Here is a 24,872-nt window from a genome sequence, read left to right as displayed (position 1 = left end):
CATGCTTTTCTTATTTGTTAGGCCGATCGAAGGAGATGGCCCCGCTCTCCCTCTATAATGGAGTTATATCAAGCCAAAGGAGTCGACAACCATGCCTATTCTCGAAGCCGTTAAGATTCATAAAAGCTTCGGCACCAAGTTCAACAAGCAGGAGGTTCTGAAGGGGATCGACCTGCGCATGGACGAAGGAGAGTTCGTGAGCATTATGGGGGCGTCCGGATCGGGCAAAACCACGCTGCTTAATGTCCTTTCCTCCATTGATAAGGCCAGCCTGGGAACCATTACGATACAAGGAACCGAAATGACGGCCATGAAGGAGAAGCAGCTCGCAGAATTCCGCAAGAGGCACCTCGGCTTCCTTTTTCAGGAATATCATCTGCTCGACACGCTGACCGTAAAGGAGAACGTGCTCCTGCCGCTCTCTCTCACGCGTTTGCCTAGAAAGCAGGCTCTTATGAAATTCGAGGAAATAGCGGAGGAGCTCGGTATTCTGGCGGTACAGGACAAATACCCGAACGAAATATCAGGCGGACAGAAGCAGCGGACGTCCGCGGCGCGCGCCTTCATTCATGAACCGAGTCTGATCTTCGCCGACGAGCCTACGGGAGCCCTCGATTCCAAGTCCGCCTCCGATTTGCTTCACAAGCTGAGCCTACTGAACCGGGACCGCCGCGCCACCATCGTCATGGTGACCCACGACCCCGTTGCGGCTTCCTACAGCGGGCGGGTTGTCTTCATTAAGGACGGGCTGGTGTATACGCAGCTGAACAAAGGAGATCAGACCCGGCAGCAATTTTTTCAGGATATCATGAAAACCCAGGGCGTGTTAGGCGGTGTTACAGTTGAACCGAACTGAATTCATCCTCCGGAGCCTGAAGAAGAATTTCTCCAGTTATTCTTTGTACGTTTTCGCGCTTGTCTTCAGTGCCGCCTTATATTTCGCCTTCGTCACGCTTCAGTATGACCCGGCTCTGGATATTACCGAGGGCTCTGTGAAAGGGACGGCTGCGATCCGTACGGGATCCGTGCTTCTGGTGGTGATTGTAAGTATTTTCCTGCTGTACGCTAACCGGTTGTTTATCAAAAGGCGAAGCAAGGAAATCGGACTGTTTCAGCTCATCGGCATGACCAAGAGCGACATTTTCCGAATGATCGGCCTGGAGAGCTTTCTCCTCTATTTCAGCTCGCTTCTAGCCGGGATCGGACTCGGCTTCGCCGTCTCCAAGCTGGTGCTCCTGCTTCTGTTCCGCATTTCGGGAATCGAGGGCGTCGCCGCCCTGCACTTCTCTGTTCCGGCCCTATACCAAACGGCCGCCGTCTTCAGCGGAATCTTTCTGTTGATGCTTCTGACGAACTACGTATTCATAAGGCGGCAGACGATTCTTTCCTTGTTCCGTGTCGTTTCTTCCACGGAGGACAGGGCAAGAAGGCTGTCCCGGCTGGAGATGGGCCTAGGACCGGCCGGTCTTGTTTTGATCATCTTCGGCTACTCCCTGTCGGACCGCCTATTCGACGGCGGCTTTACGACGATCAACACCCTGTTTATGGCCATGCTGGCCATACTCGGTTCCGTCATATTGGGCACCTATCTGTTCTACAAGACGTCGGTCAGCTTTCTGACCAATTTTCTGCGGAAGAGGAAAAAAGGGTACCTGACCCTTAACGAAGTGCTGTCGCTCTGCTCCATCATGTTCCGCATGAAATCGAACTCGCTTCTCCTGACGATCATTACCACCGTGTCGGCACTGGCTATCGGTCTGCTCTGTCTAAGCTACATTACGTACTATTCCGCCGAGAAAATCGGCATGCAGCAGTCGCCGGCGCACTTTTCATTTACCTCGCCGGAATCAGCGGAGACGTTCAAGAACACCTTGAAGGCAGCCGGCATCGCTTATGAAGAGAGAAGAATCGAGGTGATGACGACGGAATGGGACCTTCGGTCCATTCTCGATCTCAACATGCCCCGAACCGACGGGACATCGGAAACCATGATTCTATCGGTCATCAGCGACCGGTCCGTGAAGGGACCGGACCTTGCTCCGGATGAGCTTAAATTGAGCGGCTACAACGACCTTATGCAGAAATTTATGACCTTTCACAAGTCGGGCACCGCCCAAGTGAAGGACGGGACCTCCTCGATTCCATTAAGATACACCGGTCTGGAGCGAAATTTCTACATTCCCTATACCTTCATCGGCGGAGGGCTTCCAACCGCCATCATTGACGAGACGCTGTTCGCCAAGCTGAAGAGCTCCGACCGGAAGGTGGACTTGTCCATCGGACTGGATATTTTGGATGACGCCAAGCTTGATGAGGCCAATCGCTTCTTCCAAGCCACCTCCTTCAAGAAGGGAGAGACCGCCGAATCCCGGCTGGAAATTGTCCTCTCCCAGAGGAACCAGACCGGGCTCATCCTCTTCATTGTCGGTTTTCTCGGGCTCGCCTTTCTGGTCACCTCCGGCTGCATCCTTTATTTCAAGCAGATGGAAGAGAGCGAGAGCGAAGCCCCGAGCTACACGATTTTGCGAAAGCTTGGCTACACATCAGGCGATATGACTAAAGGCATTGCCATCAAGCAGCTGTACCAGTTCGGCATTCCTCTGGCCGTCGGCCTGCTTCACAGCTACTTCGCCGTTCAATCCGGTTGGTTTCTGTTCGGCGCGGAAATGTGGACGCCGATGCTTGTCGTAATGGCTCTCTACACGGCCTTGTATTCCGTCTTCGGCTTCCTGTCTCTGCGGTATTACGGGAAGGTGATCCGGCAGGCCTTGTAGGAAGGAATAGGGAGGAGAACATAGCCTTCTGTTTTCCGAACCGAAAAAAAACCGCTGTCTCCCGCGATAGAGCGCACCCCTTTTAAATGGACATTGGAACCCCCACGGGGAAACCGATGAATACATAGGGGTGCATTTTTTATGGCAATCCAAGGACAAACCTTTAAGCATTATCCGGAATCCCTAAAGGTGGAGGCAGTCCGCCTGCATGTAGAAGAGGGAGGGAGTACCGGGGTTTGCAGACAAGCGTGGGGGAATCCGTCAAAAGGGAGACGCAGCGGAGTGGACCGTGATCATGACCTTAAATGCAAATCATGTGGCGCCGAGGCAATTGTACTTCACTCACGGATAAGGCACGGGCTTCATCGGCGCTGAGGCCGGATGAAGCCGATCCGGGAGGCTAGGGGCTAGGACAATCCCGCCGCCTGCCCCACCTTCCGGTCGTACTGCTCCTTCAAGCGCTGCATGACCGGCTCGGGCTCCTCCAGGCCGGACCAGAACAGGTTCAGCTCGTTGCGGAGGCGGCTCAGCTCGGTTACGGGGAGATTCAAGTCCTCGAACCGGCTGAAGGTGGGGATGATCTCCCGGTACAGGTGAAAGCGGGAAGGCCGTTCGAATTCCTCCGGTCCCGTCCATTCCGCCGAAGCCTTGTGCGCCGGCAAGGTCATTGTATGCTTCCTAATGTCCAGCTGGGATTCCTCCGAGGTCAGGAAGTCCACGAGCAGACGGGCCGCGTCCTTATGAGCCGACTGCCGGCTGACCGCGAGCCCTGTTACCAGAAGCAGCGTCTTCGCATTCTTGTTATAGGGAAGAGGGGCGAGGTCATAGGCAAAGGGCAGGTCGCGCAAATACTTCAAGCCGTAGTAGGTCGTCATGATCATGGCGGCCTTCTCCCGGGCGAAGAGCTTCTCCGCATCCGCGTTCGTCTCGGACAGGAACGAAGGGAACAGCCCCTGGCTGTAAATCAGGTCGCGGAAGCCCCGCAGGCTTTCCCATAGACGGGGATCCTCGTAGGGGGATCCGGAGCCTGGAGAGGAGAACCGGAACTCCTCCTGCAGAAGGACGATCGGAAAGCGGTTGGTGGAGGAAATGTGGGCGTAGAAGCCGAACCGCTCCGTCTCGTGGCGTATGCGGGAGGAGGAGGCCCTCAGGTCGTCCCACGACCAGCTGCTGTCCGGCTCTGCGATCCCCAGCTGGCGGAGCAGGCTTTTGTTATAGCATAGGATGACGGGAGAGAAAATAAAGGGCTGGGCGTACATCCGGCCTCCCTCGGTAAAAACCGGGGGAAGAAACGGGTAATGGCCCGGTCTGGGCTCCTGGGGCTCAAAGTAGTCGAGGGCATCATTCTCCATCGTCTCAAGGAAATTCCAATTGTTGAGGGAGATCACATCCAGCCACTGGTTATCCAGGTAGCCCTTCACCGAATGGGGATAATGGGTATAAGGAAGCGCTACCGTTTCGACCTGAATATAGGGGTAGGCGGCCCGGAACCGGTCCAGCAGCTCGGAGATTCTCGTTTCTCCCTCGAGAGAAGGGTACAAGCCCAGCTTAAGCGAAACGGTCTGGCGGGAATCGGGAGGGGTGATCCGGTTGCCCACCCGGGGAACCTTGGTGATCAAGCCTTCCTCGACGAGAATATCCAAAGCCTTGCGTACGGACTTCTTGCTCAGCTTGTATTGGTCGGCTAAAGTCAGCTCAGAAGGAAGATAGTCTCCTTTGGGGCGGATACCGGTTACAATTTCCCGGCGCAGCTCGGCGACCATTTCCGTAAAGCGCGTTTGAAAGGTGATCCGATCAGGTTTATGGCTCATCTGGTTTCTCCTTGTTTAAGACCAAAAGGGATTTTGCTGGGATAAGTATAGCATACCCCCCGCCGCTTGAGAAAGGCAGGACGAAGGAATAGATACCAGATGGGTACCAGGTAGGACGGACTTGTGGCTATTCCTCGTCAACGGGAAGCGCGACAGCCGGAGATTCGCCGGGGATTTCCTGCAGCGTAACCAGCGGAAGCCGGATGATGAAGACCGAGCCTTCTCCCAGCTTGCTGCGCACGGTCAAGGAGCCTCCGTGATCCTGGATAATTTTGTAACAGACGGAGAGGCCGAGGCCGGTTCCATTTTCCTTGGTCGTATAGAACGGGGTAAAGATGTCGCCGAGCTCACTGTCCGGTATGCCGCTTCCCGTATCCTCGATGGCAATTACAATGTCGCTACCTTCGGCCCGTGCCTCCATATAAATATGACCGGGCTCGTCCATGGCCTCAAGGGCGTTGCGGATCAGGTTGAGCAGCACCTGGATGATTTTGTCCCGGTCCATGTGCACGAGGACGGTATCGTCGACGTTGGCAAGATGAATAAGGTGCCCCTTGGAAACAGCCTGCGATTCCGTCAGGAACCACGCCCGTTCCAGGCAGCCGTTCACCGCCTCCGGTTTCATGTTGCTGATATGGGGCTTCGAGAACTGCAGAAATTCCGCCGTCAGCTCGCTCATCCGGCGAATTTCGTTCATGATGATGTCGAACCAGGGCTGGATGTTATAATTCTGGCTTTTGGCAAGCTGAATGAAGCCCTTCATCGTCGTGAGGGGATTGCGGATTTCGTGGGCCATTCCCGCTGCGAGCTCACCCACAATCTTCAGCTTCTCCGTCCGGAACCGGTCTTCCTCCCGCTTCAGCCACAGCTTCCTTTTCTCCTGGAACAGGCGGTCCTCCGCAAGGGAAATCATTGACTGGGGAGACGACGCCTCCCGGGGGTAATGGGTTAGGCTGTACGTGACCTCGTAGCCGAGCGTTTTGGAATCCAGCAGCTCGCGGATCCAGACGGCTGTGTTCTCCTTCTCCGGCAGGACGAGCGCGAACCGGTCGCCGGCATAGCGGGAGATGGACACCGCGTTCGGAAAATAAGTCTGCAGCAGGAGCGCCGTATTCATCAAAAGCTCGTTCCCGCTGCTGATGCTGACGTGATTGACGCTGCGGAAATCCTGAAAGTCCAGCAGAAGAAGGATAAACGGGGAATTCTTTTTGCGGATGAGCTGGTTGACGGAATGCACGAAGCCGTCGTAATTGTAGAGCCGGGTGAGAGGGTCGTGATTGGTGAGAAACTGGTTTCTTTTCTGAAGCTGCCTCTTCTGCCATTCGGTATTGAAGACGTACTGGACGAACAGCACGATGATCACGAAGGACAGAATGTCATAGAAGGAGACGAGGAGATTGTACTTCGTCAGTGGAACGTAGGAGAGACGGATAAAAGTATACAGCAGAGCAAACCCGAGGGCATACGGAATCACCTTCAGGAAGGTCGGCTTCTTCTGCATGTTGAGGATAATGAGAAGAAAATAGAGGGACTCCGACCAGTTTAGCTTCGAGGCCCAATGAAAAAGAGCGAGAAACAGCAGCTGGAAGCAGAAAGCATAAGGAATCCGCTTGTGATAAATGACAGCCGTTGACAAAAGAACCACGGAGGCGGAGAGCAGCCACAGCCTCGGGCTCTTATCCAGAATTAAGGAAGCGAAGCTCACGAAGACGCAAATAAAGGGAATCAGTACGGTTCTTATCACTTTTATGTCCACAAAAACACTCCCGGCCGAGTCCTGATAAACTTACTTGTTCTTCCATTGTACGATGCTCTCCGTAAAAATAATATCGAAATCTGTCAGTTAGCTGGGAAGGTTAGGAAACGGCGTCAGGTCAGGGCAGCTAGTTCAGGGGGGAGGTAAGGGAAATCGGAGGCTTTACAGCTCGTGGAATGTCCCTGTTTCATTTCTACGACCCGGATGGAAACCGTTTCAATGTCAGCTGTTTTGTGTAATAAAAAAGCTTTCAAGCAGAGCCTCCTTCTCCATTATTCAGCGGCGGAGAGGCTTTTTCGGCTTGCCATCACCACAAAAAACTCCAGCCCCCTCCGGTAGAGAGGGCTGGAGTTGTAACACGCGCGAAGGCAAGCCTCTCGCTCCTTTCGCGGTCAGCCGGAGGCGGACCAATAGCCGTTCGCCGGCCGGCTCAAGCCTAGGTGGTCCCGCAGGGTCCGGCCTTCGTATTCCGTCCGGAACAGGCCGCGGCGCTGAAGCTCGGGCACGACCTTCTGAACGAAGTCGATCAGGCTTCCCGGCAGATGGGGAGGCATGATGTTGAAGCCGTCGGCCGCTCCGTTCGTGAACCATTCCTCGATCAGGTCGGCGGCCTGCCCGGCCGTTCCCGCGAAGGTCAGGTGGCCTCTTCCGCCGGCTGTGCGGAGAATCACTTCGCGGATGGTCAGGTTCTCCCGGGAGGCCATGTCCACGACGAGCTGGAACCGGCTTTTGTTCCCGTTGATGGAGTCGACGGTGGGGATCTTGTCGTACGGCAGCGGACCGTCCAGCGGGTACTCGAACAGGTCCACCTTCAGCAGCTCGGACAGGCGGGTCAAGCCGTATTCCGGGATGGTGAGCCGGTGCAGCTCGGCCTCCTTTTCCTGGGCTTCCCACTCGGAATCGGCAATGACTGGACTCAGCCCCGGCAGCACCTTGAGCTGCTCCGGCGACCGCCCGTACTGCAGCATCCGGGCCTTCACATCCGCGTAGAACGCCTGGGCGTCTTCGATCGTCTGCTGGGCGGTAAAGATGGCCTCGGCGACCCGGGCGGCAAAATCCTTGCCGTTCTCGGAGGAGCCGGCTTGAACGAGAACCGGGTACCCCTGCGGCGGCCTCGGGATGTTAAGCGGGCCCTTGACGGAGAAGGTGTCTCCTTTGAAGTGGATCGGCCGGACCTTCTCCGTATCCGCGAAAATGCCCGCCTGCCGGTCGATCACGAGGGCGTCGTCCGCCCAGCTGTCCCAGAGGCTGGTGGTGACGTCAAGGAACTCTCTCGCCCGGCGGTAGCGCGAGCTGTGTTCAGGGTGGGCCTCCAGGCTGAAGTTCTGGGCGGTGGCGTCTCCGGAGGACGTGACGATGTTCCACCCGGCTCTGCCGCCGCTGATATGGTCCAGGGAGGCGAACATGCGCGCGACGTGAAACGGCTCGTTATACGTCGTGGACACCGTGGCGATGAGCCCGATCCGTTCCGTTACGGAGGCGAGAGCCGACAGCATGGTGAACGGCTCGAGTCCCGCGGAGGCCCGGTATTTCACATTGCCCATCAGCACGTAGCCGTCCGCGAGAAACAGCGAGTCCAGCTTGGCATCCTCGGCGATGCGGGCGAGCTGCTGGTAGTAACGGATGTCCGTCGTACGCTGCGGCTCCGTTTCCGGATGGCGCCAGGAGGCCTCGTGGTGGCCCGTGTTCATCAGGAAGGCGTTCAGGTGTAGCTTTCTCGAACTGCTCATTGGTTGCACCTCTTTTCAAGTAATGGGGAAGAAGAAGCAGCGGATCGGAATCGGAAGGGGGGGTCTCGTATGCACCGGCCGGGCAAACAAAAAAGGAGACACAGCGCCGTCAGGCGAGGTCTCCGGTTGACCGGTAGATAGTATGTAATTCCGATGCGATTACTATGTATTTAGCATAACAGCGGCTTCCTTTCTTGTCAACACTGGAATTTTCCGGAGAAGGGCTGCAGGCTCTGACGGGCAGGGACAGATCACCAGGATTGTTCAATTTTTCCTTTAAGCCGGGAGTCAGACAAGGTATACTGGGGGATGGCGGTCTGGCTTTTCTGCTACACAGCAGGAAAGCAAAGAAGAGACTTGGAAAGGAAGACACGGCATGAGCATCAAGGAATGGAAGGATGTGGCCTACGGGCCTTATGAACGCAACGTGCTGGACGCTTATTTGGCGGACCGGGGAGGGGAGCGTACGCCTGTCCTGATCTATTTTCACGGGGGCGGGTATTTGGGCGGAGACAAGTCGGAGATTCTCTCCCATGACTACATGAGCGGAGCGCTGGAGGCGGGCATCTCCGTAATCACCTGCCACTACCGCTTCATCTCGCAGGAGCCGTACCCGGCGCCGATGAACGACGGGACCCGGGCCATTCAGTTCGTCCGTTACATGGCGGACGAATGGGGATTGGATCCCGACCGGGTCGCATCGGCCGGTACTTCCGCCGGCGGGCATATCGCGCTGTGGAACGCGCTTCGGGGCAATCTGGCCAATCCGGACAGCCCGGATCCGGTGGAGCGGATGTCGTCGCAGGTGTCGGCATTTCTGGGCAACGGCACCCAGGTGTCCAAGGACCAGCGCTTCTATGAAGGAATCTACGAAGGGCCGCATATTCAGCCTAACCTGCCTCTTTACTACGGGATTCCTTCGGTTGAAGACCTCAGCCGTCCGGACATCCTTAAGCTGGCGGAGGAGGCATCGGCCATTACGTACATGTCGGAGAACGCCCCGCCCGCTTTCATGGATTATGTGTTCCCCTTAACCGGAACGATGATTCCCGCCGATGCCCCGGTAGGAGAAGTCATTCATCATCCGATGCACGGGTACGTGCTCCAGAAAAGGTATGAGGAATACGGCATCCCTTATGTGCTGAGGCACAGCGGAGATCCGGCGAAGCCGGGGGAGAAGCTTCAGTTCCTTCTCGACCATATCGGATAAGAAGCCCGCTTCATCCGGTTGGCTCCTCGCTGTCCGAAGAGGAGGAGGGGGAGTCTGAATCGGGAGAAGCGCCGCTTGGCTTGGCCGGTTCCCAGACCTTGGAGATCCGCAGGCCGCGCTCCGTCCGCGCCCGGTCAACGACCTCCTGGATAAAGGCGGTTTTGGCAAGGGTGTAGGCTTCCGGGTCATCCGGGAACTCGGCGGCGAGCCTGCGCTTTACCTCCGCGTACTCCGGGACCCATTCGGGATGGGCCAGCAGGAAATCGCGGAAAAGCAGCTCGTTTCGCTCGTAGAACCCCTCGAAGGGCAGCAGGTGGAGGTGATGGGAGGGCGCCCCTTGGCTCGTCCTCCGGAACAAATGCCGGTTGGCCATTCCCGTGGAGACCGGACGGTAGCCGAGGGAGGCGAGGAGATCCCGGTAGAGGGCTTCCTCTCCGAACGGCAGAAGGGCGGCAAACAGATCAATAATCGGCTTGGCGGCGAGTCCGGGGATGGAGGTGCTTCCCCCGTGCTCGATCGTAACGAGATGAGGGAGAGGCAGGTTGATGAGCCGGACTCTCTCTTTTTCGTATTCGCGGGGCCATTCGTTTCGGTACGGAACCACGGTAACGGGATAAGGCTGATCGTCCGGCATGCCGGCCTCCTCCTTCATCATAAGTAGCTTGTTATTGTAAACTTGCTGCTTCCCATTATACGTCAATTGCTCCAGCCGGAAAAGCTGGGGCTTGGGCTGGGAGGCGGTCAGTTGGACTCGACAGACGGCAGCCGGGCTGCCCTAAATCAATAAGAGGGAGAAATCGAATGATTGGAATACTGTTTCTTCTGGTGCCCGTCACGGGAGCCATCACTTACGGGATAGCGAGAGGCTTTAGGCTTTCCAGCATCAAGACCATGCTCTTCGGCCTGGGGCTGATCGGCTTCGGGAATATACGGGAGCTGGACGGCGGCTTGCTCGCGTTAGCGGGGTTCGGGGTTGTGCTCGGCGGGGCGTTGTGGAAGGAGCGGCGCCCCGCCCACCCCGCCGATCAGGATACCACCCGGATGCCGGAAGCCGAGCCTCCGAGCTCCCCTTCGAATCGGTGAACCCAAAAAACCGGCCCTGGGCAGCTGCCCGGAAGCCGGTTTTTGTTTTGCCCGTGGGGCCGGGCGTTATTCGGTTTCCGACTTGTCCAATTCCTCGCCCGCTTGGTCCATCCGGGTCTTCACGTCCTCCTGGTTGACGAGGGCCTCGTCTCCGGAGGTTCCGTTTCCACCGTATAGAATCCCTTCGGTAGGGGTGTTCAAGTCCTTGGAGGACATTTTCGAAATAGGGGCGCTCGCTTTCGGCTTGCGGCTGCTCGGTTCGCTCATGATTTCCTGCCTCCTCTTGTGGTTACGACCGATTGCCCGTAGAAGGGCTGCTATTTTTTACCCATTTTCTAGTGTGGCTTACCATTCCGGTCTTTAACCCTCCCTGTGCTAAAATGGATTTTACGAAAATAGGGATTGACCTTTACGCAGCGTAAAGGTGTAGCGTAATAGATGTCGGGAGGGAAATCACATGGAATATACCGTACAGAAGCTGGGGCGGCTGGCAGGGGTAAGCACGAGAACGCTCCGGTACTACGACGAGATCGGCATTCTCAAGCCGGCGAGAATGAATTCGTCCGGGTACCGGATCTATGGAGGGGCCGAGGTGGATAAGCTGCAGCAGATTCTGTTTTACCGGGAGCTGGGCTTTCCCTTGGACCAAATCCAGGAGATTGTGAACGCCCCGTCGTTCGATGCGGCCGCAGCGTTAAGGGAACACCGTGAGCAGCTCCTCGACAGAAGAAAGCAGCTGGATCAACTCATCGCCAATGTTGACAAGACTCTAGCGCAGAAGGAAGGAAGAACGGTCATGAGCGACAAGGAAAAATTCGAGGGCTTCAAGCAGAAGCTGATTGACGACAACGAGAAAGCGTACGGCAGCGAAATCCGGGAAAAGTACGGGGACGACAAGGTCAACCGCTCCAACGAGAAGGTGAAGAACATGACGCAAGAGGAGAATGCCGAGCTAAACCGGCTCACGGAGGAGCTGAGAGAGACGCTGGCGGAAGCGGTAGCCGCCGGCGACCCGGCCGGTGAGAAGGCCCAGAAGGCCGCGGCCCTTCACAAGAAGTGGCTGACCTTCTACTGGCCCGAATACACGAAGGAAGCCCATGCCGGCGTTGCCCAGATGTATGTGGACGACGAGCGGTTCAAGACCTACTACGACCGGGACCAGCCGGGGACGGCGGAGTTTCTCCGCGATGCGGTTCATATTTTTACGGGAATCCGGCCCTAGAAAAGGGCAGCCCGCCAAGAACAGGCTTTCTGTCTTCGGACAGGCGCCTGTTTTTTTTGGGTTTCCGGGGGCAGCTCTTAAAAAATATTTTTGGAGGTTATAAATTGTTTAGAAATGCCCTCTACCATAAAGGACAGGAGGGATAAGACATGAACATACTGGAAGTAAACCACATTAGCAAAAAAGCCGGGCGGAGAACGCTGGTGAACGATATATCCTTTACGGTTGGGGAAGGTGACGTTTGCGGGTTCATAGGGCCGAACGGCGCCGGCAAAACGACCCTTATCCGCATGATGACGGGGCTGATCCGGCCGGATAACGGGACGATCCGCCTGAACGGCTTCGATATCCGGCGGGACCGGATCCAGGCGATGAACGGAGCGGGAGCGATTGTCGAATCCCCGATCTTCTTCCCCTATATGTCGGGGAGGGACAATCTGCTCAACCTGGCCAAGCTGCATGCCGACCTGCCGAAGGACAAGCGGGCCGCCCGTGTGGAAGAAGTGCTCGGTATCGTAGGCCTGGACGGGCGGGGCGGGGACAAGGTCAGGACCTACTCGCTCGGCATGAAGCAGCGCCTGGGGATCGCGCAGGCTCTTCTCGGGAACCCCAGGCTGATCCTGCTGGACGAACCGGCGAACGGGCTCGATCCGATGGGCATCCGCGAGCTTCGCCGGCTTATCTCCGAGCTGAACGAGAAACACGGCATCACCTTCTTCGTGTCGAGCCACTTGCTGGACGAGCTTCAGCGCGTCTGCACCCGCTTCGTCATGATCCGGGAAGGACGTCTCCTTTGGCAGGGAAGCCGGGAGGAGTGGCAGCGTGCGGCAGGCGAACGGAGCCTGGAGGATTACTTCGTGGAGATGATGACATCATGATGAGGCTTCTAAGCAGTGAATGGGAAAGGCTGTGGAAGAGGAAAACGTCCTGGCTCTTCCTGATCGGCATTCCCGTCATTCTTGCCGGTACGGCCAAATATTACCTGGGGCATAATGCAGTAGTGGCACCCGGCAGTCCGGAGTACACGACGGCGGAGAACTTCCCGGTGATGGCCATGGTCGAGCAGCTGATCCTGGTGTTCAATGTATGGGCGCTGGTTTTGCTGACCCTTTCGTTCACCGAGGAATACCGGTCAGGGCAGCTTCGGATGGTGATGCTGCGGGCTTACAGCCGAACGCAGCTGTTTGCCGCCAAATGGCTGGCCTTTGTCCTGATGACGGCGCTGTTCTTCCTCGTTTATCTCCTTGCGGCAGCCGTCGTCGGAAGGCTCGCCTTCCCGTCTTCTTCGGAGCAGATTCTGTTCTATCATGATCAAGCGGTGGCAAGCGGTGACATGCTCCGGTATACACTCGGCTATTACGGCCTGGCCTTCGCTACCATTCTCGGCACGTCCTCCGTGTTTCTGGCCGCGGCCGTCGTCTCCCGCACCTCGACCGCCGCCATCGGCCTCGGCATGGGGTACCTGTTAACCTCCCTGGCTTATCCGGTCCTCTTCGAGCTGGCGAACCGCGTGCTTGCCTGGGGTCTGCCCGGGAAGCTTAAGTTTCTGTCGCTCACCGAAATCCAGTACAGCGGCATCGCGGTGATGCTGGGGGACGCGAAGGCGCTGCCCAGTATGGAGCTTGGCCTGTGGATGACCGGCATTCTGGCCGGGAGCGTGGCCGTTTTCTTTGCGGGCGCGTGCCTGCTTTTTACGAAACCGGACCGTTGGGCTTAGTGCCTTATCCGGTAACTTTGTTGACGAGAAAGCCTTGGATAAGGCACAAATGGAGGAGGACGACCATGATAACTCTTATGCTTAATGACTGGCAGCGCATCTGGAAGCGGCGCAAAACGATGATCAGTCTGCTAATATTTGCCGCCATCGTGGGCCTGGACAGCTTGTTTCTCAAGATGCAGCAGATGGGGGCGTTCGACAGCGTGAGCGGAGTACCGCTGACTGCCCAAAACTTTCCTTTGTTCCTGCTGAAGGAGGTCTCCTTCTTTCTGTCGCTGATTATCGGGCCTATGCTCATCATTGACAGCTTTAACGGAGAGGCCCACAGCGGGCAGCTGAGGCTTGTGCTGATCCGGCCGATTTCGTTCGGTAAGCTGTTTGCGGCCAAATGGCTGAATTTGTCCATCCTTCTCACCCTTTTCCTGATCGTGACCTTCGTGATTGGGCAATCCGCAGGCTATGCGTTCAAGCCGAGCGTGGATTGGCAGGTATTCCGAAATCCTGAGCAGACGTACGATCCAACCGGAGCGTTCCTCTACTGCCTGAAGGCATACGGCTTGTTTCTGCTCATCCTGCTCGCCCAGCTCAGCGTAATGGCGCTGCTCTGCTTCCTGCTGCCGAATCCTGTGCTCTGCTACCTCGGATGGATCGGCGTGGCGGTCGGCTCCTTGTACGCCACAGATGCCTTAAGCTTCCTGCTGTACGGCATCGGCTCCGTGTTCGATTGGATGGAGGAAAGCGGCCCGGCCGTCCGGCTGCTTCCCGTTCTCATTTGTATGGGGCTCTGCTTTGCCGTTACAATGGTGGGATGGAAACGAAGAAATTGGGTGAACTAATGCCCGCATCAGGAGAGTGACCATGCAGGAAAAAGTATTAATTGCCGATGACGAAGCGGACATTGTGTCCTTAATGGAGCAGGCCTTGACGGCGGAAGGCTATGAGGTGCTGACCGCCTCCGGCGGCAGAGAAGCGTTAACCCTGCTCCCCCGCAAGCCCGACTTGATCATTCTGGATGTGATGATGCCGGGACTGGACGGCTTCGAGCTCTGCCAGATGATTCGGGACGAGGTGAGCTGCCCCATCCTGTTCGTCAGCGCACGGCAGGCGGAGGCCGACCGCATTCAAGGCTTGGCCATCGGGGGAGACGATTATATCACGAAGCCGTTCAGTCTGCGTGAGCTGAAGGCCCGGGTGGCGGCGCATCTGCGGGGCAGCCGGAGAAGGCAGGAGGGCGCTCCGGAGCGTTCCCTGCTCCGGTACGGCCTGCTTCGCATCGATCTGAAGGGGCGGGAGGTTCAAGTGAACCAGGCCGAGGTTCCCCTGGCGGCCAAGGAATTCGAGATTGTGAAGCTGCTTGCTCTGCACCCGGGGCAGGTGTTCTCGAAGGAGCAGATCTACGACCGGATCTGGGGGCTCGAAGCAGCAGGAGACTCGAGCACCGTAACGGAGCATATTAAGAAAATCCGGGCCAAGCTCGCCGCAGCGGATCCGGAAGGCAGCTACATCCAGACCATATGGGGAGTCGGATACAAATGGGTCAAATCGGACTGATCGAACGCCAGCCTCTCAAAAGGCAGCTGATCCTTACCTTTGTCTGGATCCTCCTGCTCAGTGCCGTGTGTTCGGCTGCCGCCATGGTTTCGGGCTTCTGGTGGCTCACCCGGAGCAGCTGGTTCCAGCCGGCCAACGCTTACGAGAACCAGCTTCCTGCCATCAAGGACTATGTCCGCTCGCAGCACGACCGGATTCTGGATCCCGCGAGCCGGCCGGAGCTCGAGAAACGAATCCCGTCCGAGGGCATTCAATACCAAGTGACGGACACCACCGGCCGGCCGATCTACGGAACGCTGGCGGAGCGGGCCATCCCCGGCCAGGCAGCCCTGCTGGAACAGCTGAACCGGACGGCTGCGGCCGACCCTTCGTTCGGATTCGGAGGAAGGTTTAGGGAAGTAATGCCCCTTTCTTCCGCCGGCGGGGAATGGAAGGGGGCGATCCTGCTTCAATACAAGCTGGAGGCGACGGCTAGCGGCGGAAGCGTCCTCTGGGCAAAAGCGGCGCTGGCGCTTCTCTTCCTCGTCTCGCCCTTTCTCTTCATCACCCTCTTCACTTATCTGTTTGCGGGACGATTCGGCAGGCGGCTCGCGAGACCCGTTCAGGAGCTGATCGAAGCGTCGAAGCGGATCCGGGACCAGGATCTGGATTTTACGGTCACGTATAAGGTGGACAATGAGCTGGGGCTGCTGACGGAATCGTTCGAGAACATGCGTAGCGCCCTCAAAAGCTCCTTGCTCCGGGAATGGAGACTGGAGCAGGAGCGCCGGGATATGATGGACGCCATCGCCCACGATTTCCGGACGCCGATGACGATTATCCAAGGCAATGTCGAGCTGCTCGCCGATATGCCGGAACTTACCCGGGAGAAGGCGGCGGGCCATCTGCGCGTGCTCGAGGACAACATCCGCCGCGTCAACCGGCTGATCCAGGACGTGGAGATCGCATCCGAGAAGGATATCGACTACTTTCCGCTCCGGGTCGAGAAGGTTACTCTGGCCGAGTTTCTTGCAGATAAGGAACGGGAGCTCCGCTTCCTATGCCGCTCCCGCGGGATCGGTTGTACCTTTACCTTCGAAGATGAGGCCTCGGAGGAGGGGCCGCAAGTGGATCTGGATGTGGAGCGGATCAGCCAGGTGCTCGACAACCTGATGGCGAACGCCATCCGGTACGTGCCATCCGCTGACGCCCGGCTTGACCTGCGGGTCCGCCGGCAGACCGGGACCCTCGAGATCGAGCTGTGCGACAATGGCCCCGGCTTCCGGGACCAGGATCTGCCCCATCTCTTCGATAAGTTCTATACCGGAGACAAGGGGCAGACGGGGCTTGGGCTGTATACGGCCAAGCTGATTGCCGAGAAGCACGGAGGAGGCATCCGCGCCGGGAGCCGCCCTGAAGGGGGAGCTTGTCTCCGTTTCTGGGTTCGAACGACGGGGGTGAAGTGAGCCCTATATGCGATTTCCTAAAGAAGCTGGGAGTGGCGTGCTGCCTAAACACGAAAAACAGCCCCACGGGACGTTCGAGTCCCGGGGGCTGTTTTTCCTTATGACCATAGGGCGGCCCGCTATTCCGACGCGGAGACCGGCCGACATGGCGTCTACAAGGAGCTTTTCGCCTGAAAATGAACCACGGCGGTGTAAAGCAGCCGGTTCCGGTTAGGATCGAACGTCACCTGATGCTGAACGGATCGTACGTCGAGCAGCAGGGCTTTGTTTTTGTCGATCTGCTCCTCAATTTGCTTCTCCAGCGACTTAAGGTCATACGCTTCAAAGAATTCAACTTTGCTTTCCAGCTTGTCCAATAGAAAATCCATGCCGATGCTCCTTTGCCTTTCGGATCTAGGTTGATTATAGCATTTCTCCTTGTCAGAATCTCCGCCCCGCATTAAAGTGGAATACAGCAAATAGGTGAAGATCGGCCTAACGGTTACCAGATTTTTGGCAAGGGGAGTGCGAGTGAATGAAGATCAGAGTGCTGATCGCCGATGACAATTCCTTCATCCGGGAAGGGATGAAGATTATTTTGACCACGTTTGGAGATTTCGAGGTGGTCGGGACCGTGGAGGACGGCTTGGAGGCGGTGGAGTTCTGCCGGCGGCAAGAGGTCGACGTGGCTCTCCTGGATGTCCGCATGCCGAGAATGAACGGGGTGGAGGCGTCCCGGATCCTTTCCAGCGAAACCGGGACGCGCCCGCTCATCCTGACGACGTTCGACGACGACGAATACATCCTCGACGCCATCCGAAGCGGGGCGAAGGGCTACCTGCTGAAGAACAACGACCCGGAGCGCATCCGCGACGCGATCAAGAGTGTTTATAACGGAAACAATGTCCTTCAGGACAGCGTGCTCGATAAGCTGAAGACGAACATGGAAGCGTGGAAGCCGGCGGGAACCGGCAAGGAGAACGGGCCGGAAGAGCGGAAGGCTGGTACGGGAAGCGTGGAGCCGCCTCGTGTGGAGCCGGGAGGAACGCAGGGCGACGCTCCTGCCCCGGATGCCTGTCCCTTTGACCGCAGCCCCTTCACGGAGAGGGAGCTGGAGGTCATGTCGCGGATTGCAAAGGGGCTTTCCAATAAGGAAATCTCGAAGGAGCTCTTCATCGCCGAGGGAACGACGGCCAACTACATCACTTCCATCCTGAACAAGACGGGGCTCGAGCACCGGACCCAGATCGCCATCTTCTATTTAACAGGCAAGGCCCGCTGATGAGAAAAGGATCTTCCCTGGAATTATGGATGGTGGGCAGCAAAGCCCTCGTCCTCCTGTATGTCATAGCGGCCACGTATTTCGAATCGCCGGGGGAACGCTCTCCCTGGGTCATTCTGTATGTCCTCGCCTACCTTTTTTTCAATCTGCTCGTCCTGGTGCTTCCTTACGACCGGATTCGGCAGGGAGTTCTCCTCCTTCTGTGCGCCGGGCTGGCGGTCTGCTCAGCCTATGCTTATCCCTTTTTTCTGCTCCTGCTTCCCTTTAACGCCATCGAGTTAACCTCCTTCTCCGAGAGCAGGCGCCGGCTGGTCCTCCCGGCCGTGCTTCTTCCGGTGCTTTTTATAAGAGGTGACCTGCTTGTCCAATACACCTTCGTCGCGCTGTTCGGCTTCTTCCACTTCGCCTTCGTCCGGTATTGGCAGGAGAAGGCCGAAGGCCACGCCGTCCGTATCGAGGAGCTGCGCTCGGAGCGGGAGCGTCTGGCCAAGGGGCTCGCGGACAACCGGGAGTATTTGCGGGTTTCGGAATACATGAGCAAGCTGGAGGAGCGCAACCGGCTGTCCCAGGCCATTCATGACGGAATCGGCCATTCGATGACAGGGGCTCTCATTCAGCTGGAGGCGGCCAAGCGGCTGCTGGTCTCGGATCCGGAGACGGCCGGGCGCCTGCTGCAGAACGCCATCGACATCTCGAAGGAAGGGATCGAGGAGATCCGGGTGACGCTGAAGAATACGAAGCCGCCGGCCGAGCAGCTCGGGCTGGTCCGGCTGAAGGCGGCGGCGGAAGCCTTCGGGGCCCGGACCGGCCTCCAGGTTACGCTCGTGCATGAAGGAGAGATGGAAATCATCTCTCCGCGGCAGTGGAAAGTCATCCATGAGAATGTCCTGGAGGCCCTCACCAACTGCGGCAAATATGCCCAAGCCTCGGCGGTCCATGTAGAGGTACGGGTGCTGAACCGGTTCATCCAGGCCGTTGTGGCCGACAATGGCCAGGGGGCGGCGAAATGGGCGAAGGGACTCGGCTTAATCGGCATGGAGGAAAGAGCGGCGGCTCTTAATGGGACGGTTGTCTGCGACGGAACCCGGGGCTTCCGGGTGACAACGCTTCTGCCTCGCTCGGTTCCGGAGGAGCAGCCCGAGTGATGGGATAAATTTCATGGCGGCACCTGTCCGGCCGTGATACTCATACAGGAGATTTCTCATGCCAAAAGGATGAACTTATGCACTGACATAAGGGCATCCTTTTCTTTTAGAATAAAGGCATATCAAAGGAAACACGGAGGGAAGGCCATGAATGTACTGCAGGTGAAAGAGTTGACTAAGAAATTCGGTGATTTTGCAGCCGTGGATAAATTGTCGCTGACGGTGAGGGAAGGAGAAATCTTCGGTCTGCTAGGCTCGAACGGAGCGGGCAAGAGCACCACGATTCATATGATCGCCTCGCTGCTGCTGCCGACGAAAGGGGAAATCCGCATTCTCGAGAAGGACATCAGCAAGAACCGGAGCTTCGCCAAGCGGAACCTGGGCATCGTTCCCCAGGACCTCGCCATCTACGAAGACATGAGCGCTTACGAGAATGTGAGCTTCTTTGCCGGCCTGTATGGGCTGAGAGGAAGCGAGCTGCGCGCCAAAACCGAGGAGGCTCTGGAGTTCGTCGGTCTGAGTGACAAGGCCAAGCATTATCCCAAAACCTTCTCCGGGGGCATGAAGCGGCGCCTGAATATCGCCTGCGCCATCGCCCACAAGCCGAAGCTGATCATCATGGACGAACCGACGGTCGGCATCGATCCCCAGTCCCGGAATTATATTCTCGCTTCCGTCCGGAAGCTGAACGAGATGGGCTGCACCATCATTTACACGAGCCACTATATGGAGGAAGTCGAAGAAATCTGCACCCGAATCGCCATCATGGATCACGGCAAGGTGATTGCGGAAGGAACGAAGGAGCAGCTTAAAGCGACGATTACGGACGTCAAGGACATCCGGATCGAGCTGAGGGCTCTCGTCCAAGGGGAATCCAGGGCGTGGAAGGCGATTCCCGGCGTCCGTTCCGTTGTAACCGAAGAGAACCTGCTTCGTATCCAGAGCGACGCTTCAGTAGATAACCTGAACCGCATTCTCAGGCTCTTGATGGAGGAAGGCAACGAGATCCGGGCTGTCGAGGAGCTGGAGCCGAATCTGGAAACGGTCTTCCTGACGCTGACCGGACGCACCCTGAGGGATTAGAAAAGGAGGGAGAAGCCAACATGACCACGCTGTGGATAGCCCTAAAAGAATTCAAGCAGGATTTCCGCGACCGCCGCACCCTGCTGTTCATGCTGCTCTTTCCGGTCGTCCTTATGCTCATCCTCGGGACGGCGCTCAGCAATGCCTTCAACAGCCAGTCGAGCCTGGGAGAGATCAAGATTCTGGTGAAGAATGAGACGGCGAAAGGGCCGCTGGCCGATGCCTTCGGTTCCTTCACGAAGCAGATAATGGAGATGGGAATCGAGGTCGATTCCTGGAAGGAAGGAATTGACGGCAAGGAAGAGGTGGAGAACAATCGTTATGCCGACTATGTGGAGGTAAATACCAGCGGCATCTCCCTGCACGGCAGCAGCCGGAGCACCTTGGAGAGCAGCGTAGTTCAGGGCATGCTGACGGCTTTCACGGACAAATATAAGGCCGCGGCCGCCGTGGCGGCGGTCGATCCGTCCCAGGTGGAGGCGGTGTTTGCCTCCGCGGGCGCCGGCCATGCCAAGGACTACATCGAAGAAACCTCGCTTACCGCCGACCGCAAGCCGGGTTCGCTGGATTACTACGCTTTGGCCATGTCAATCATGGTGGCCATGTGGGCGGCCATATCGGCGGGAGGGCTCATCCGCAGTGAGATGGTGCGCGGCACGGCTCCCCGGCTGGTGGCGGCACCGGTAAGCAAAGGGCAAATCATTGGCGGAAAGCTGCTTGGCAGTCTCGTGGTGAACGTGCTGTGCGTATCGGTTCTGGTTTTCTTCAGCATGCTCGCCTTCGGCGCCTACTGGGGGGACCACCTCGGGATCGTCTTTCTGGTCCTGGTCTCCTTGGTCATCCTCGCTATGAGCTTGGGGTTATCCCTTAGTTATATGCTAAAGGGCAGCGCTTCAAGAGGAGTCATTAATATGTTTGTCCAGCTGGCCGCCTTCTTCGGCGGAGCTTACTTTCCGCTTGGGGAGGACGACGGGACAGGGGTCATGAGCTTTATCGTCAAGCTATCCCCCATTCGATGGGCCAACCGTGCCCTGACCGAAGTCATCTATGGAGGGACCGTTTCCGCCGCCTGGCCGGTCATCGGGTTGAACCTCGCCGTGACGGCCGCCCTGCTTATCGTCTCGGTTTTCATCATGCGCCGCAAGGAGGGGCTGTAATATGTCAAATCTTTGGTTGCTTGTCAGAACGACCCTGCGGATGACCTTCCGCAAACGCTCCAGCCTGTTTCTGTACTTCGGCTTGCCCATGATCGGCATTCTGCTGTCGAGCCTCCTGTATGGCAATATGGGAACTACGCCTCTGCGGATCGGGGTGGTGAACGCCGATGGAACCCAGGCTTTGGCGAAGGAGACGATCGGCTTTGTTAAGGGGATGGGCAACGTCACGCTGGTGGAGCTGAACGGGGAAGACCTTCGTTCCCAGCTTGCCGCCGGCAAGCTGGACGTCGGCCTATTGATCGGTGAGGGCTATTCGGACAGCCTGCGGAAGGGAAACCCCGGAAGCCTTACCATCCAATCCGTAAAGGGTGCCCAGGTGACAACGTATGTGAAAGCGATGCTGAACGGTTACCTGGAGAATGTGGCGGCTATGGGCAAGCTGGCGGGACCGGATCAAGCCAAGTTTCAGCTTCTCTATGACCAGTACCGGAACGGAGACTTTAAGCTGACGGCCCAGTCCGTCAATGACACCTCGGTGGTGAAGGGCATGTCTTACCAGTCGATCGGCTTCCTGATCATGTTCATGATGATGTCGGCGATCAGCCTGTCCGACATCATGCTGAAGAACCGGGAGAACCGGACGTACTTCCGCATCCTGTCCTCCCCGGTGAGTGCCCGGGTATACGTCGCTTCCAACATTATCGTTAACCTGTTTATCATGCTGCTGCAGATTTCCGTCGCCCTGCTCCTGATGAAATTCGTGTTCCATATGGACGCCGGCATCCCGATGGCGGAAATGGTAGGACTTCTGGTCTTGTTCGGCCTTGTCGCCGTCAGCCTTTCCCTCGTCATTGTAACCTTCGCCAAAAGCTCCGCCTCGGTCGGAGTCATGCAGAGCCTGATCGTCACGCCGACCTGCTTATTGTCCGGCTGCTTCTTCCCGATCAGCATCATGCCGGACACGATCCGCCGCCTTTCGGATTTCATGCCGCAAAGCTGGGTGCTGCAGACGATTACGAGCCTTCAGGAGGGCGAGAGCCTGTCCGGTCTCTGGTTTAACCTGTCGGTGCTCGCCGCCTTCGCTCTCGTGTTCTTCCTGGTGGCGGTTTACCGGTTCGGACGGAACAACACAACCCGGAATTTCGTATAAAAGAGACCGGCGTTTAGGGCCGACAGCGTCAAAAGAGCCTTCCCCAAGCTTCAAGGGAAGGCTCTTTTGCCTTTGTAGAAGGCGTTGCCGCCGGTCATCATGGCCCAGCGCTGGTTGCCGTAATCGAAATGCCACCATTCGTTACCATAAGGCGCGAAGCCGGCGGACGTCATGGCGTGGTACAGCATCCGCCGGTTGTGCCGGATGCGCTGCTCCTGCATGGTCGGCTGGGGCAGAAGCTCGAACGAGTCGGACGCGGCCCGGTCGGTCAGGTCATCGAAGGGGGTCCCCATGTCCAGCCAACCGGCTTCATCCGCCACGGTTAGATCCACCGCTCCGCCCGTCATATGCGGCGGCGGGGTCTCCACATCAGGCGTTGGGTAGGCCACGAACCGGGCGGTTTCCTTCTCCACTTCCTCTTCGGTCGCGAAGCGGTTCGACGCGGCAATCTCCTCCCGGAAACGCCGGTACAGCTCCAACTGGACCTCGTAAGGGCGGAAGCCGTCCAGTACGACGAACCGGAAGCCCGCCGGGAGGGCGGCGGCCGCGGCAAGAAGCCGGGCGGCGGCTCCCTCCCGGAGCCAGCAGTCCGGGAGCGCCCCGGGAATTCCCATCTCCCGGTAGAAGGGGTGCACCTCCACCCTAGGGGAGAGACCGGTTAGCGAAAGCAGGGGCTCCCCATTCTCGGTTAGAGGGAGTGTCCGGTAATTCACAGCAGGAGGAGCGGCAGGGGGAATGGGCGGATAGGCGGTCATCTACAGCTTATCCAGATCATTCATCAGCTTGCGGACCGATTCCTCGTCCAGTTGGCCCGATTTTTTGAACTCCGCCAGCTTCTTCATCACCTCATGGCCGAGCTGCTCATACTCGTTATAAGATTCCACGTTGGCCGGATCGAACCAGACGTAAGAGTCCCCCTGCCCGCCGTTGCGCAAATAGGGCTTCGTCCACTGCTCCGGATAGCGGTAGGACTGCTCGCCGAAGAGAAGGCCCAGCACCTCGTCACTGTCCACCGGCATGAGATGATGATATTTCTCCTCTTCTCCACCTTGTGCGATGTCCCGGTGAATATACCGGTAAACCAGGTAATGCTCGCCGGTTACCTTATCCTTCATGACTTCATAGCTTTCGAGCGCGTCTGCCTCGAGCTCCCGTATGGTCTCCAGCCGTTCAGCCAAGAGATGGTGGGGGACGAGCTTCAGGCCGCTTAACGATTCTTCCATGGAGGTCTTCCTTTCTTAATGGAGGGAAAAAGGCTCCCCGGGTTTTCCTTTCAGTATACCAAACGGGTCGGGCGGAAGTAAGCCGGAGGCCCTTTGCTTTCCTTGTCCCGGCACGTTAGAATGAAGCGATATCAGACAACAGGGGATGAAGAGTTGACTAGACATTGGGGACTCATCCTGCGGCTTGCGCTGCCTTCCATCATTTCCTTCGCTACGATTACCTTGACGGGTACGATCAATCTTATTCTGGTCGGGCACATGGGAGCACTTGTGATCGCAGCGGTAGGCGTATCGAATATTATTATGTACAATGCCTGGGCGCTCTGCTCCGGCTTCGGACTGACGGTGAATTACCTGGTCGCGCAAAATTACGGAGCCGGGGATATGAAAAAGGGGGTCGCCCGCACCTATCTCGCCTTGTACATGTGCCTGGGGCTGGGCGTCCTCCTTCATCTGATCGGATGGCTCGCCCCCGCCTCCATCCTAAGGCTGATGGGCGGATCGCCGGAGCTTGTCGAAACCGGTACGGATTATCTCGAGATCCGCTTCTATGCGATGGCCTTCGCCACGCTCAGCTTTATCTTTCACGGCTTCTTCCGCGGAGTCGGCGATACGAAAACCCCGATGATCCTGTCCATCGCCTCGAACATCCTCATGGTGTTCTTCACGTACGGGCTGACCTACGGCCATTGGGGCTTTCCGGAGCTTGGACTCCCGGGCGCCGCCTGGGGGATATGGATTGGGGAAGCCGTGGGGCTGCTCGGCAGCGCGTATGTGTTCTTCGTCCGCCTGCACAAGCGGTTCGCGACGCGCATCCGCGCCGTGATCGACCGGGCGGAGTCCCGGCTGATCCTCGCGGAGAGCGGCAAGCTAGGCGTGCAGGAGTTCGCGATGAGCCTCGCCATGTTCGTGTTCACGATGTTCGTGACACGGCTTGGCGACGAGGCGCTGGCGGCGAATGAAGTGGCGCTGAACGTCATGAGCCTGGGCTTCATGCCGGCCTTTGCGTTTAGCGCCACCGCGACAATTCTCGTAGGCCGGGAAGTCGGCCGCGGCAATCCGCTCCTCGCGAAGCGCTACCAGACCGACACGGCCGTGCTCGGCTCGCTCTTCCTGCTCGTCCTGGGCGCGGTGGAGTTCGTATTCGCCGCCCAGATCGCGGGCATCTACACGGCCGATCCGGCGGTGAGCGAGCTGGCGGAGAAGCTGATCCGCATCTCCGCCTTCCTTCAGCTGTTCGACGGGCTGTTCAACTTCTTCGCGGGCGGCATGCGCGGCCTCGGGGAAACGTCCTTCCTCGTCAAAGCCTCCTTCCTGCTCAGCTGGCTCGTCTTCGTGCCGCTCGCTTACCTGCTTACCTTTGTATGGGGGCTCGACAGCGTAGGCGCCTGGATTTCCTTGTACACCTTCCTGACGGCCTATGGGGTAACGGTCCTTATCCGGTTCTACCGGACGGACTGGAGTCAGGTAACCGTCAAGGAAGCCGGTTGAGCCCGGCAAGACGAATAAGCCATAGCTAGCAAAAGCTGCCTTCCGGGTAACCAACACCGGCAG

General features: G+C 57.7%; 24 protein-coding genes. 16 read left to right on the top strand and 8 right to left on the bottom strand.

What is annotated here, in order from left to right:
• Window positions 1-91: 91 nt before the first annotated feature.
• Window positions 92-856, top strand: a complete 765-nt coding sequence (locus tag MJA45_RS21210; RefSeq protein ID WP_315603894.1) for an ABC transporter ATP-binding protein — start codon at window positions 92-94, stop codon at window positions 854-856.
• On the top strand, window positions 843-2,774 hold the full coding sequence (locus tag MJA45_RS21205; protein WP_315603893.1) for an FtsX-like permease family protein: 1,932 nt from the start codon (window positions 843-845) through the stop codon (window positions 2,772-2,774). Before MJA45_RS21210 ends, MJA45_RS21205 begins: the two co-directional genes overlap by 14 nt.
• 407 nt (window positions 2,775-3,181) lie before the next feature.
• On the opposite strand, the gene MJA45_RS21200 is transcribed toward MJA45_RS21205, so the two are convergent.
• From MJA45_RS21200 to MJA45_RS21190, 3 genes are all read right to left on the bottom strand, one after another.
• On the bottom strand, window positions 3,182-4,585 hold the full coding sequence (locus MJA45_RS21200) for an extracellular solute-binding protein (protein ID WP_315603892.1): 1,404 nt from the start codon (window positions 4,583-4,585) through the stop codon (window positions 3,182-3,184).
• 127 nt (window positions 4,586-4,712) lie between these two features.
• Entirely contained in the window at window positions 4,713-6,329 is a 1,617-nt protein-coding gene (locus tag MJA45_RS21195; protein ID WP_315603891.1) for an ATP-binding protein, read from the bottom strand.
• Window positions 6,330-6,733: 404 nt separating this feature from the next.
• Window positions 6,734-8,071, bottom strand: coding sequence for an LLM class flavin-dependent oxidoreductase (locus tag MJA45_RS21190; RefSeq protein ID WP_315603890.1), 1,338 nt, complete (start codon window positions 8,069-8,071; stop codon window positions 6,734-6,736).
• 376 nt (window positions 8,072-8,447) lie between these two features.
• Here MJA45_RS21190 and MJA45_RS21185 point away from each other — a divergent pair, with 376 nt between their 5' ends.
• Window positions 8,448-9,281 (top strand): alpha/beta hydrolase, encoded by an 834-nt coding sequence (locus MJA45_RS21185; protein WP_315603889.1) that lies wholly within the window; start codon window positions 8,448-8,450, stop codon window positions 9,279-9,281.
• 10 nt (window positions 9,282-9,291) lie between these two features.
• Here MJA45_RS21185 and MJA45_RS21180 read toward each other — a convergent pair whose 3' ends face one another.
• The gene (locus MJA45_RS21180; protein ID WP_315603888.1) at window positions 9,292-9,915 is read right to left on the bottom strand and encodes a GrpB family protein; all 624 of its coding nucleotides are present in this window, start codon (window positions 9,913-9,915) and stop codon (window positions 9,292-9,294) included.
• Between the two features lie 167 nt (window positions 9,916-10,082).
• On the opposite strand from MJA45_RS21180, the gene MJA45_RS21175 reads away from it, so the two are divergent.
• Window positions 10,083-10,364, top strand: coding sequence for a hypothetical protein (locus MJA45_RS21175; RefSeq protein ID WP_315603887.1), 282 nt, complete (start codon window positions 10,083-10,085; stop codon window positions 10,362-10,364).
• Between the two features lie 66 nt (window positions 10,365-10,430).
• On the opposite strand, the gene MJA45_RS21170 is transcribed toward MJA45_RS21175, so the two are convergent.
• Window positions 10,431-10,631: a hypothetical protein gene (locus tag MJA45_RS21170; RefSeq protein WP_315603886.1), complete on the bottom strand. Its 201-nt coding sequence runs from the start codon at window positions 10,629-10,631 to the stop codon at window positions 10,431-10,433.
• A 190-nt stretch (window positions 10,632-10,821) separates the two neighbouring features.
• On the opposite strand from MJA45_RS21170, the gene MJA45_RS21165 reads away from it, so the two are divergent.
• The 6 genes from MJA45_RS21165 to MJA45_RS21140 all read left to right on the top strand — a co-directional run bounded on the left by MJA45_RS21165 (window position 10,822) and on the right by MJA45_RS21140 (window position 16,299).
• Window positions 10,822-11,586: a MerR family transcriptional regulator gene (locus MJA45_RS21165; protein WP_315603885.1), complete on the top strand. Its 765-nt coding sequence runs from the start codon at window positions 10,822-10,824 to the stop codon at window positions 11,584-11,586.
• A 149-nt stretch (window positions 11,587-11,735) separates the two neighbouring features.
• Window positions 11,736-12,464: an ABC transporter ATP-binding protein gene (locus MJA45_RS21160; RefSeq protein WP_315603884.1), complete on the top strand. Its 729-nt coding sequence runs from the start codon at window positions 11,736-11,738 to the stop codon at window positions 12,462-12,464.
• On the top strand, window positions 12,461-13,303 hold the full coding sequence (locus MJA45_RS21155) for an ABC transporter permease (RefSeq protein WP_315603883.1): 843 nt from the start codon (window positions 12,461-12,463) through the stop codon (window positions 13,301-13,303). Before MJA45_RS21160 ends, MJA45_RS21155 begins: the two co-directional genes overlap by 4 nt.
• Before the next feature lie 65 nt (window positions 13,304-13,368).
• Window positions 13,369-14,139 carry an ABC transporter permease gene (locus MJA45_RS21150; protein ID WP_315603882.1) on the top strand — a complete coding sequence of 257 codons (771 nt, stop codon included), beginning with the start codon at window positions 13,369-13,371 and terminating at the stop codon, window positions 14,137-14,139.
• Between the two features lie 22 nt (window positions 14,140-14,161).
• Window positions 14,162-14,854 carry a response regulator transcription factor gene (locus MJA45_RS21145; RefSeq protein ID WP_315603881.1) on the top strand — a complete coding sequence of 231 codons (693 nt, stop codon included), beginning with the start codon at window positions 14,162-14,164 and terminating at the stop codon, window positions 14,852-14,854.
• Window positions 14,836-16,299 (top strand): sensor histidine kinase, encoded by a 1,464-nt coding sequence (locus tag MJA45_RS21140; RefSeq protein ID WP_315603880.1) that lies wholly within the window; start codon window positions 14,836-14,838, stop codon window positions 16,297-16,299. The genes MJA45_RS21145 and MJA45_RS21140 overlap by 19 nt, the downstream gene beginning before the upstream one ends.
• A gap of 152 nt (window positions 16,300-16,451) precedes the next feature.
• Here the strand turns inward: MJA45_RS21140 and MJA45_RS21135 are convergent, their stop codons facing one another.
• Complete coding sequence (locus MJA45_RS21135) at window positions 16,452-16,667, bottom strand: YrzA family protein (RefSeq protein WP_315603879.1); 216 nt, start codon at window positions 16,665-16,667, stop codon at window positions 16,452-16,454.
• Between the two features lie 146 nt (window positions 16,668-16,813).
• Here MJA45_RS21135 and MJA45_RS21130 point away from each other — a divergent pair, with 146 nt between their 5' ends.
• From MJA45_RS21130 to MJA45_RS21110, 5 genes are all read left to right on the top strand, one after another.
• Window positions 16,814-17,560 carry a response regulator gene (locus tag MJA45_RS21130; RefSeq protein WP_315603878.1) on the top strand — a complete coding sequence of 249 codons (747 nt, stop codon included), beginning with the start codon at window positions 16,814-16,816 and terminating at the stop codon, window positions 17,558-17,560.
• 29 nt (window positions 17,561-17,589) lie between these two features.
• Window positions 17,590-18,705: a sensor histidine kinase gene (locus MJA45_RS21125; protein WP_315603877.1), complete on the top strand. Its 1,116-nt coding sequence runs from the start codon at window positions 17,590-17,592 to the stop codon at window positions 18,703-18,705.
• 147 nt (window positions 18,706-18,852) lie between these two features.
• Window positions 18,853-19,788: an ABC transporter ATP-binding protein gene (locus MJA45_RS21120; RefSeq protein WP_315603876.1), complete on the top strand. Its 936-nt coding sequence runs from the start codon at window positions 18,853-18,855 to the stop codon at window positions 19,786-19,788.
• Window positions 19,789-19,808: 20 nt separating this feature from the next.
• Complete coding sequence (locus MJA45_RS21115; protein ID WP_315603875.1) at window positions 19,809-20,945, top strand: ABC transporter permease; 1,137 nt, start codon at window positions 19,809-19,811, stop codon at window positions 20,943-20,945.
• 1 nt (window position 20,946) lies between these two features.
• The gene (locus MJA45_RS21110) at window positions 20,947-22,095 is read left to right on the top strand and encodes an ABC transporter permease (RefSeq protein WP_315603874.1); all 1,149 of its coding nucleotides are present in this window, start codon (window positions 20,947-20,949) and stop codon (window positions 22,093-22,095) included.
• A gap of 50 nt (window positions 22,096-22,145) precedes the next feature.
• On the opposite strand, the gene MJA45_RS21105 is transcribed toward MJA45_RS21110, so the two are convergent.
• Complete coding sequence (locus MJA45_RS21105) at window positions 22,146-22,850, bottom strand: M15 family metallopeptidase (RefSeq protein WP_315603873.1); 705 nt, start codon at window positions 22,848-22,850, stop codon at window positions 22,146-22,148.
• Entirely contained in the window at window positions 22,851-23,318 is a 468-nt protein-coding gene (locus tag MJA45_RS21100; RefSeq protein ID WP_315603872.1) for a hypothetical protein, read from the bottom strand.
• A 153-nt stretch (window positions 23,319-23,471) separates the two neighbouring features.
• On the opposite strand from MJA45_RS21100, the gene MJA45_RS21095 reads away from it, so the two are divergent.
• Entirely contained in the window at window positions 23,472-24,809 is a 1,338-nt protein-coding gene (locus tag MJA45_RS21095; protein WP_315603871.1) for an MATE family efflux transporter, read from the top strand.
• Window positions 24,810-24,872: the final 63 nt, after the last annotated feature.

Source organism: Paenibacillus aurantius, from assembly GCF_032268605.1.
GTDB lineage: Bacteria > Bacillota > Bacilli > Paenibacillales > NBRC-103111 > Paenibacillus_AO > Paenibacillus_AO aurantius.
This window is presented reverse-complemented; position numbering and strand designations above follow the sequence as displayed.

Bases quoted from the DNA above. Each gene is read 5' to 3' on its own strand.
- MJA45_RS21210 (WP_315603894.1), top strand. From the start codon at position 92: ATGCCTATTCTCGAAGCCGTTAAGATTCATAAAAGCTTCGGCACCAAG.
- MJA45_RS21200 (WP_315603892.1), bottom strand. From the start codon at position 4,585: ATGAGCCATAAACCTGATCGGATCACCTTTCAAACGCGCTTTACGGAA.
- MJA45_RS21190 (WP_315603890.1), bottom strand. From the start codon at position 8,071: ATGAGCAGTTCGAGAAAGCTACACCTGAACGCCTTCCTGATGAACACG.
- MJA45_RS21185 (WP_315603889.1), top strand. From the start codon at position 8,448: ATGAGCATCAAGGAATGGAAGGATGTGGCCTACGGGCCTTATGAACGC.
- MJA45_RS21180 (WP_315603888.1), bottom strand. From the start codon at position 9,915: ATGCCGGACGATCAGCCTTATCCCGTTACCGTGGTTCCGTACCGAAAC.
- MJA45_RS21175 (WP_315603887.1), top strand. From the start codon at position 10,083: ATGATTGGAATACTGTTTCTTCTGGTGCCCGTCACGGGAGCCATCACT.
- MJA45_RS21170 (WP_315603886.1), bottom strand. From the start codon at position 10,631: ATGAGCGAACCGAGCAGCCGCAAGCCGAAAGCGAGCGCCCCTATTTCG.
- MJA45_RS21165 (WP_315603885.1), top strand. From the start codon at position 10,822: ATGGAATATACCGTACAGAAGCTGGGGCGGCTGGCAGGGGTAAGCACG.
- MJA45_RS21160 (WP_315603884.1), top strand. From the start codon at position 11,736: ATGAACATACTGGAAGTAAACCACATTAGCAAAAAAGCCGGGCGGAGA.
- MJA45_RS21155 (WP_315603883.1), top strand. From the start codon at position 12,461: ATGATGAGGCTTCTAAGCAGTGAATGGGAAAGGCTGTGGAAGAGGAAA.
- MJA45_RS21150 (WP_315603882.1), top strand. From the start codon at position 13,369: ATGATAACTCTTATGCTTAATGACTGGCAGCGCATCTGGAAGCGGCGC.
- MJA45_RS21145 (WP_315603881.1), top strand. From the start codon at position 14,162: ATGCAGGAAAAAGTATTAATTGCCGATGACGAAGCGGACATTGTGTCC.
- MJA45_RS21140 (WP_315603880.1), top strand. From the start codon at position 14,836: ATGGGTCAAATCGGACTGATCGAACGCCAGCCTCTCAAAAGGCAGCTG.
- MJA45_RS21135 (WP_315603879.1), bottom strand. From the start codon at position 16,667: ATGGATTTTCTATTGGACAAGCTGGAAAGCAAAGTTGAATTCTTTGAA.
- MJA45_RS21130 (WP_315603878.1), top strand. From the start codon at position 16,814: ATGAAGATCAGAGTGCTGATCGCCGATGACAATTCCTTCATCCGGGAA.
- MJA45_RS21125 (WP_315603877.1), top strand. From the start codon at position 17,590: ATGGTGGGCAGCAAAGCCCTCGTCCTCCTGTATGTCATAGCGGCCACG.
- MJA45_RS21120 (WP_315603876.1), top strand. From the start codon at position 18,853: ATGAATGTACTGCAGGTGAAAGAGTTGACTAAGAAATTCGGTGATTTT.
- MJA45_RS21115 (WP_315603875.1), top strand. From the start codon at position 19,809: ATGACCACGCTGTGGATAGCCCTAAAAGAATTCAAGCAGGATTTCCGC.
- MJA45_RS21110 (WP_315603874.1), top strand. From the start codon at position 20,947: ATGTCAAATCTTTGGTTGCTTGTCAGAACGACCCTGCGGATGACCTTC.
- MJA45_RS21105 (WP_315603873.1), bottom strand. From the start codon at position 22,850: ATGACCGCCTATCCGCCCATTCCCCCTGCCGCTCCTCCTGCTGTGAAT.
- MJA45_RS21100 (WP_315603872.1), bottom strand. From the start codon at position 23,318: ATGGAAGAATCGTTAAGCGGCCTGAAGCTCGTCCCCCACCATCTCTTG.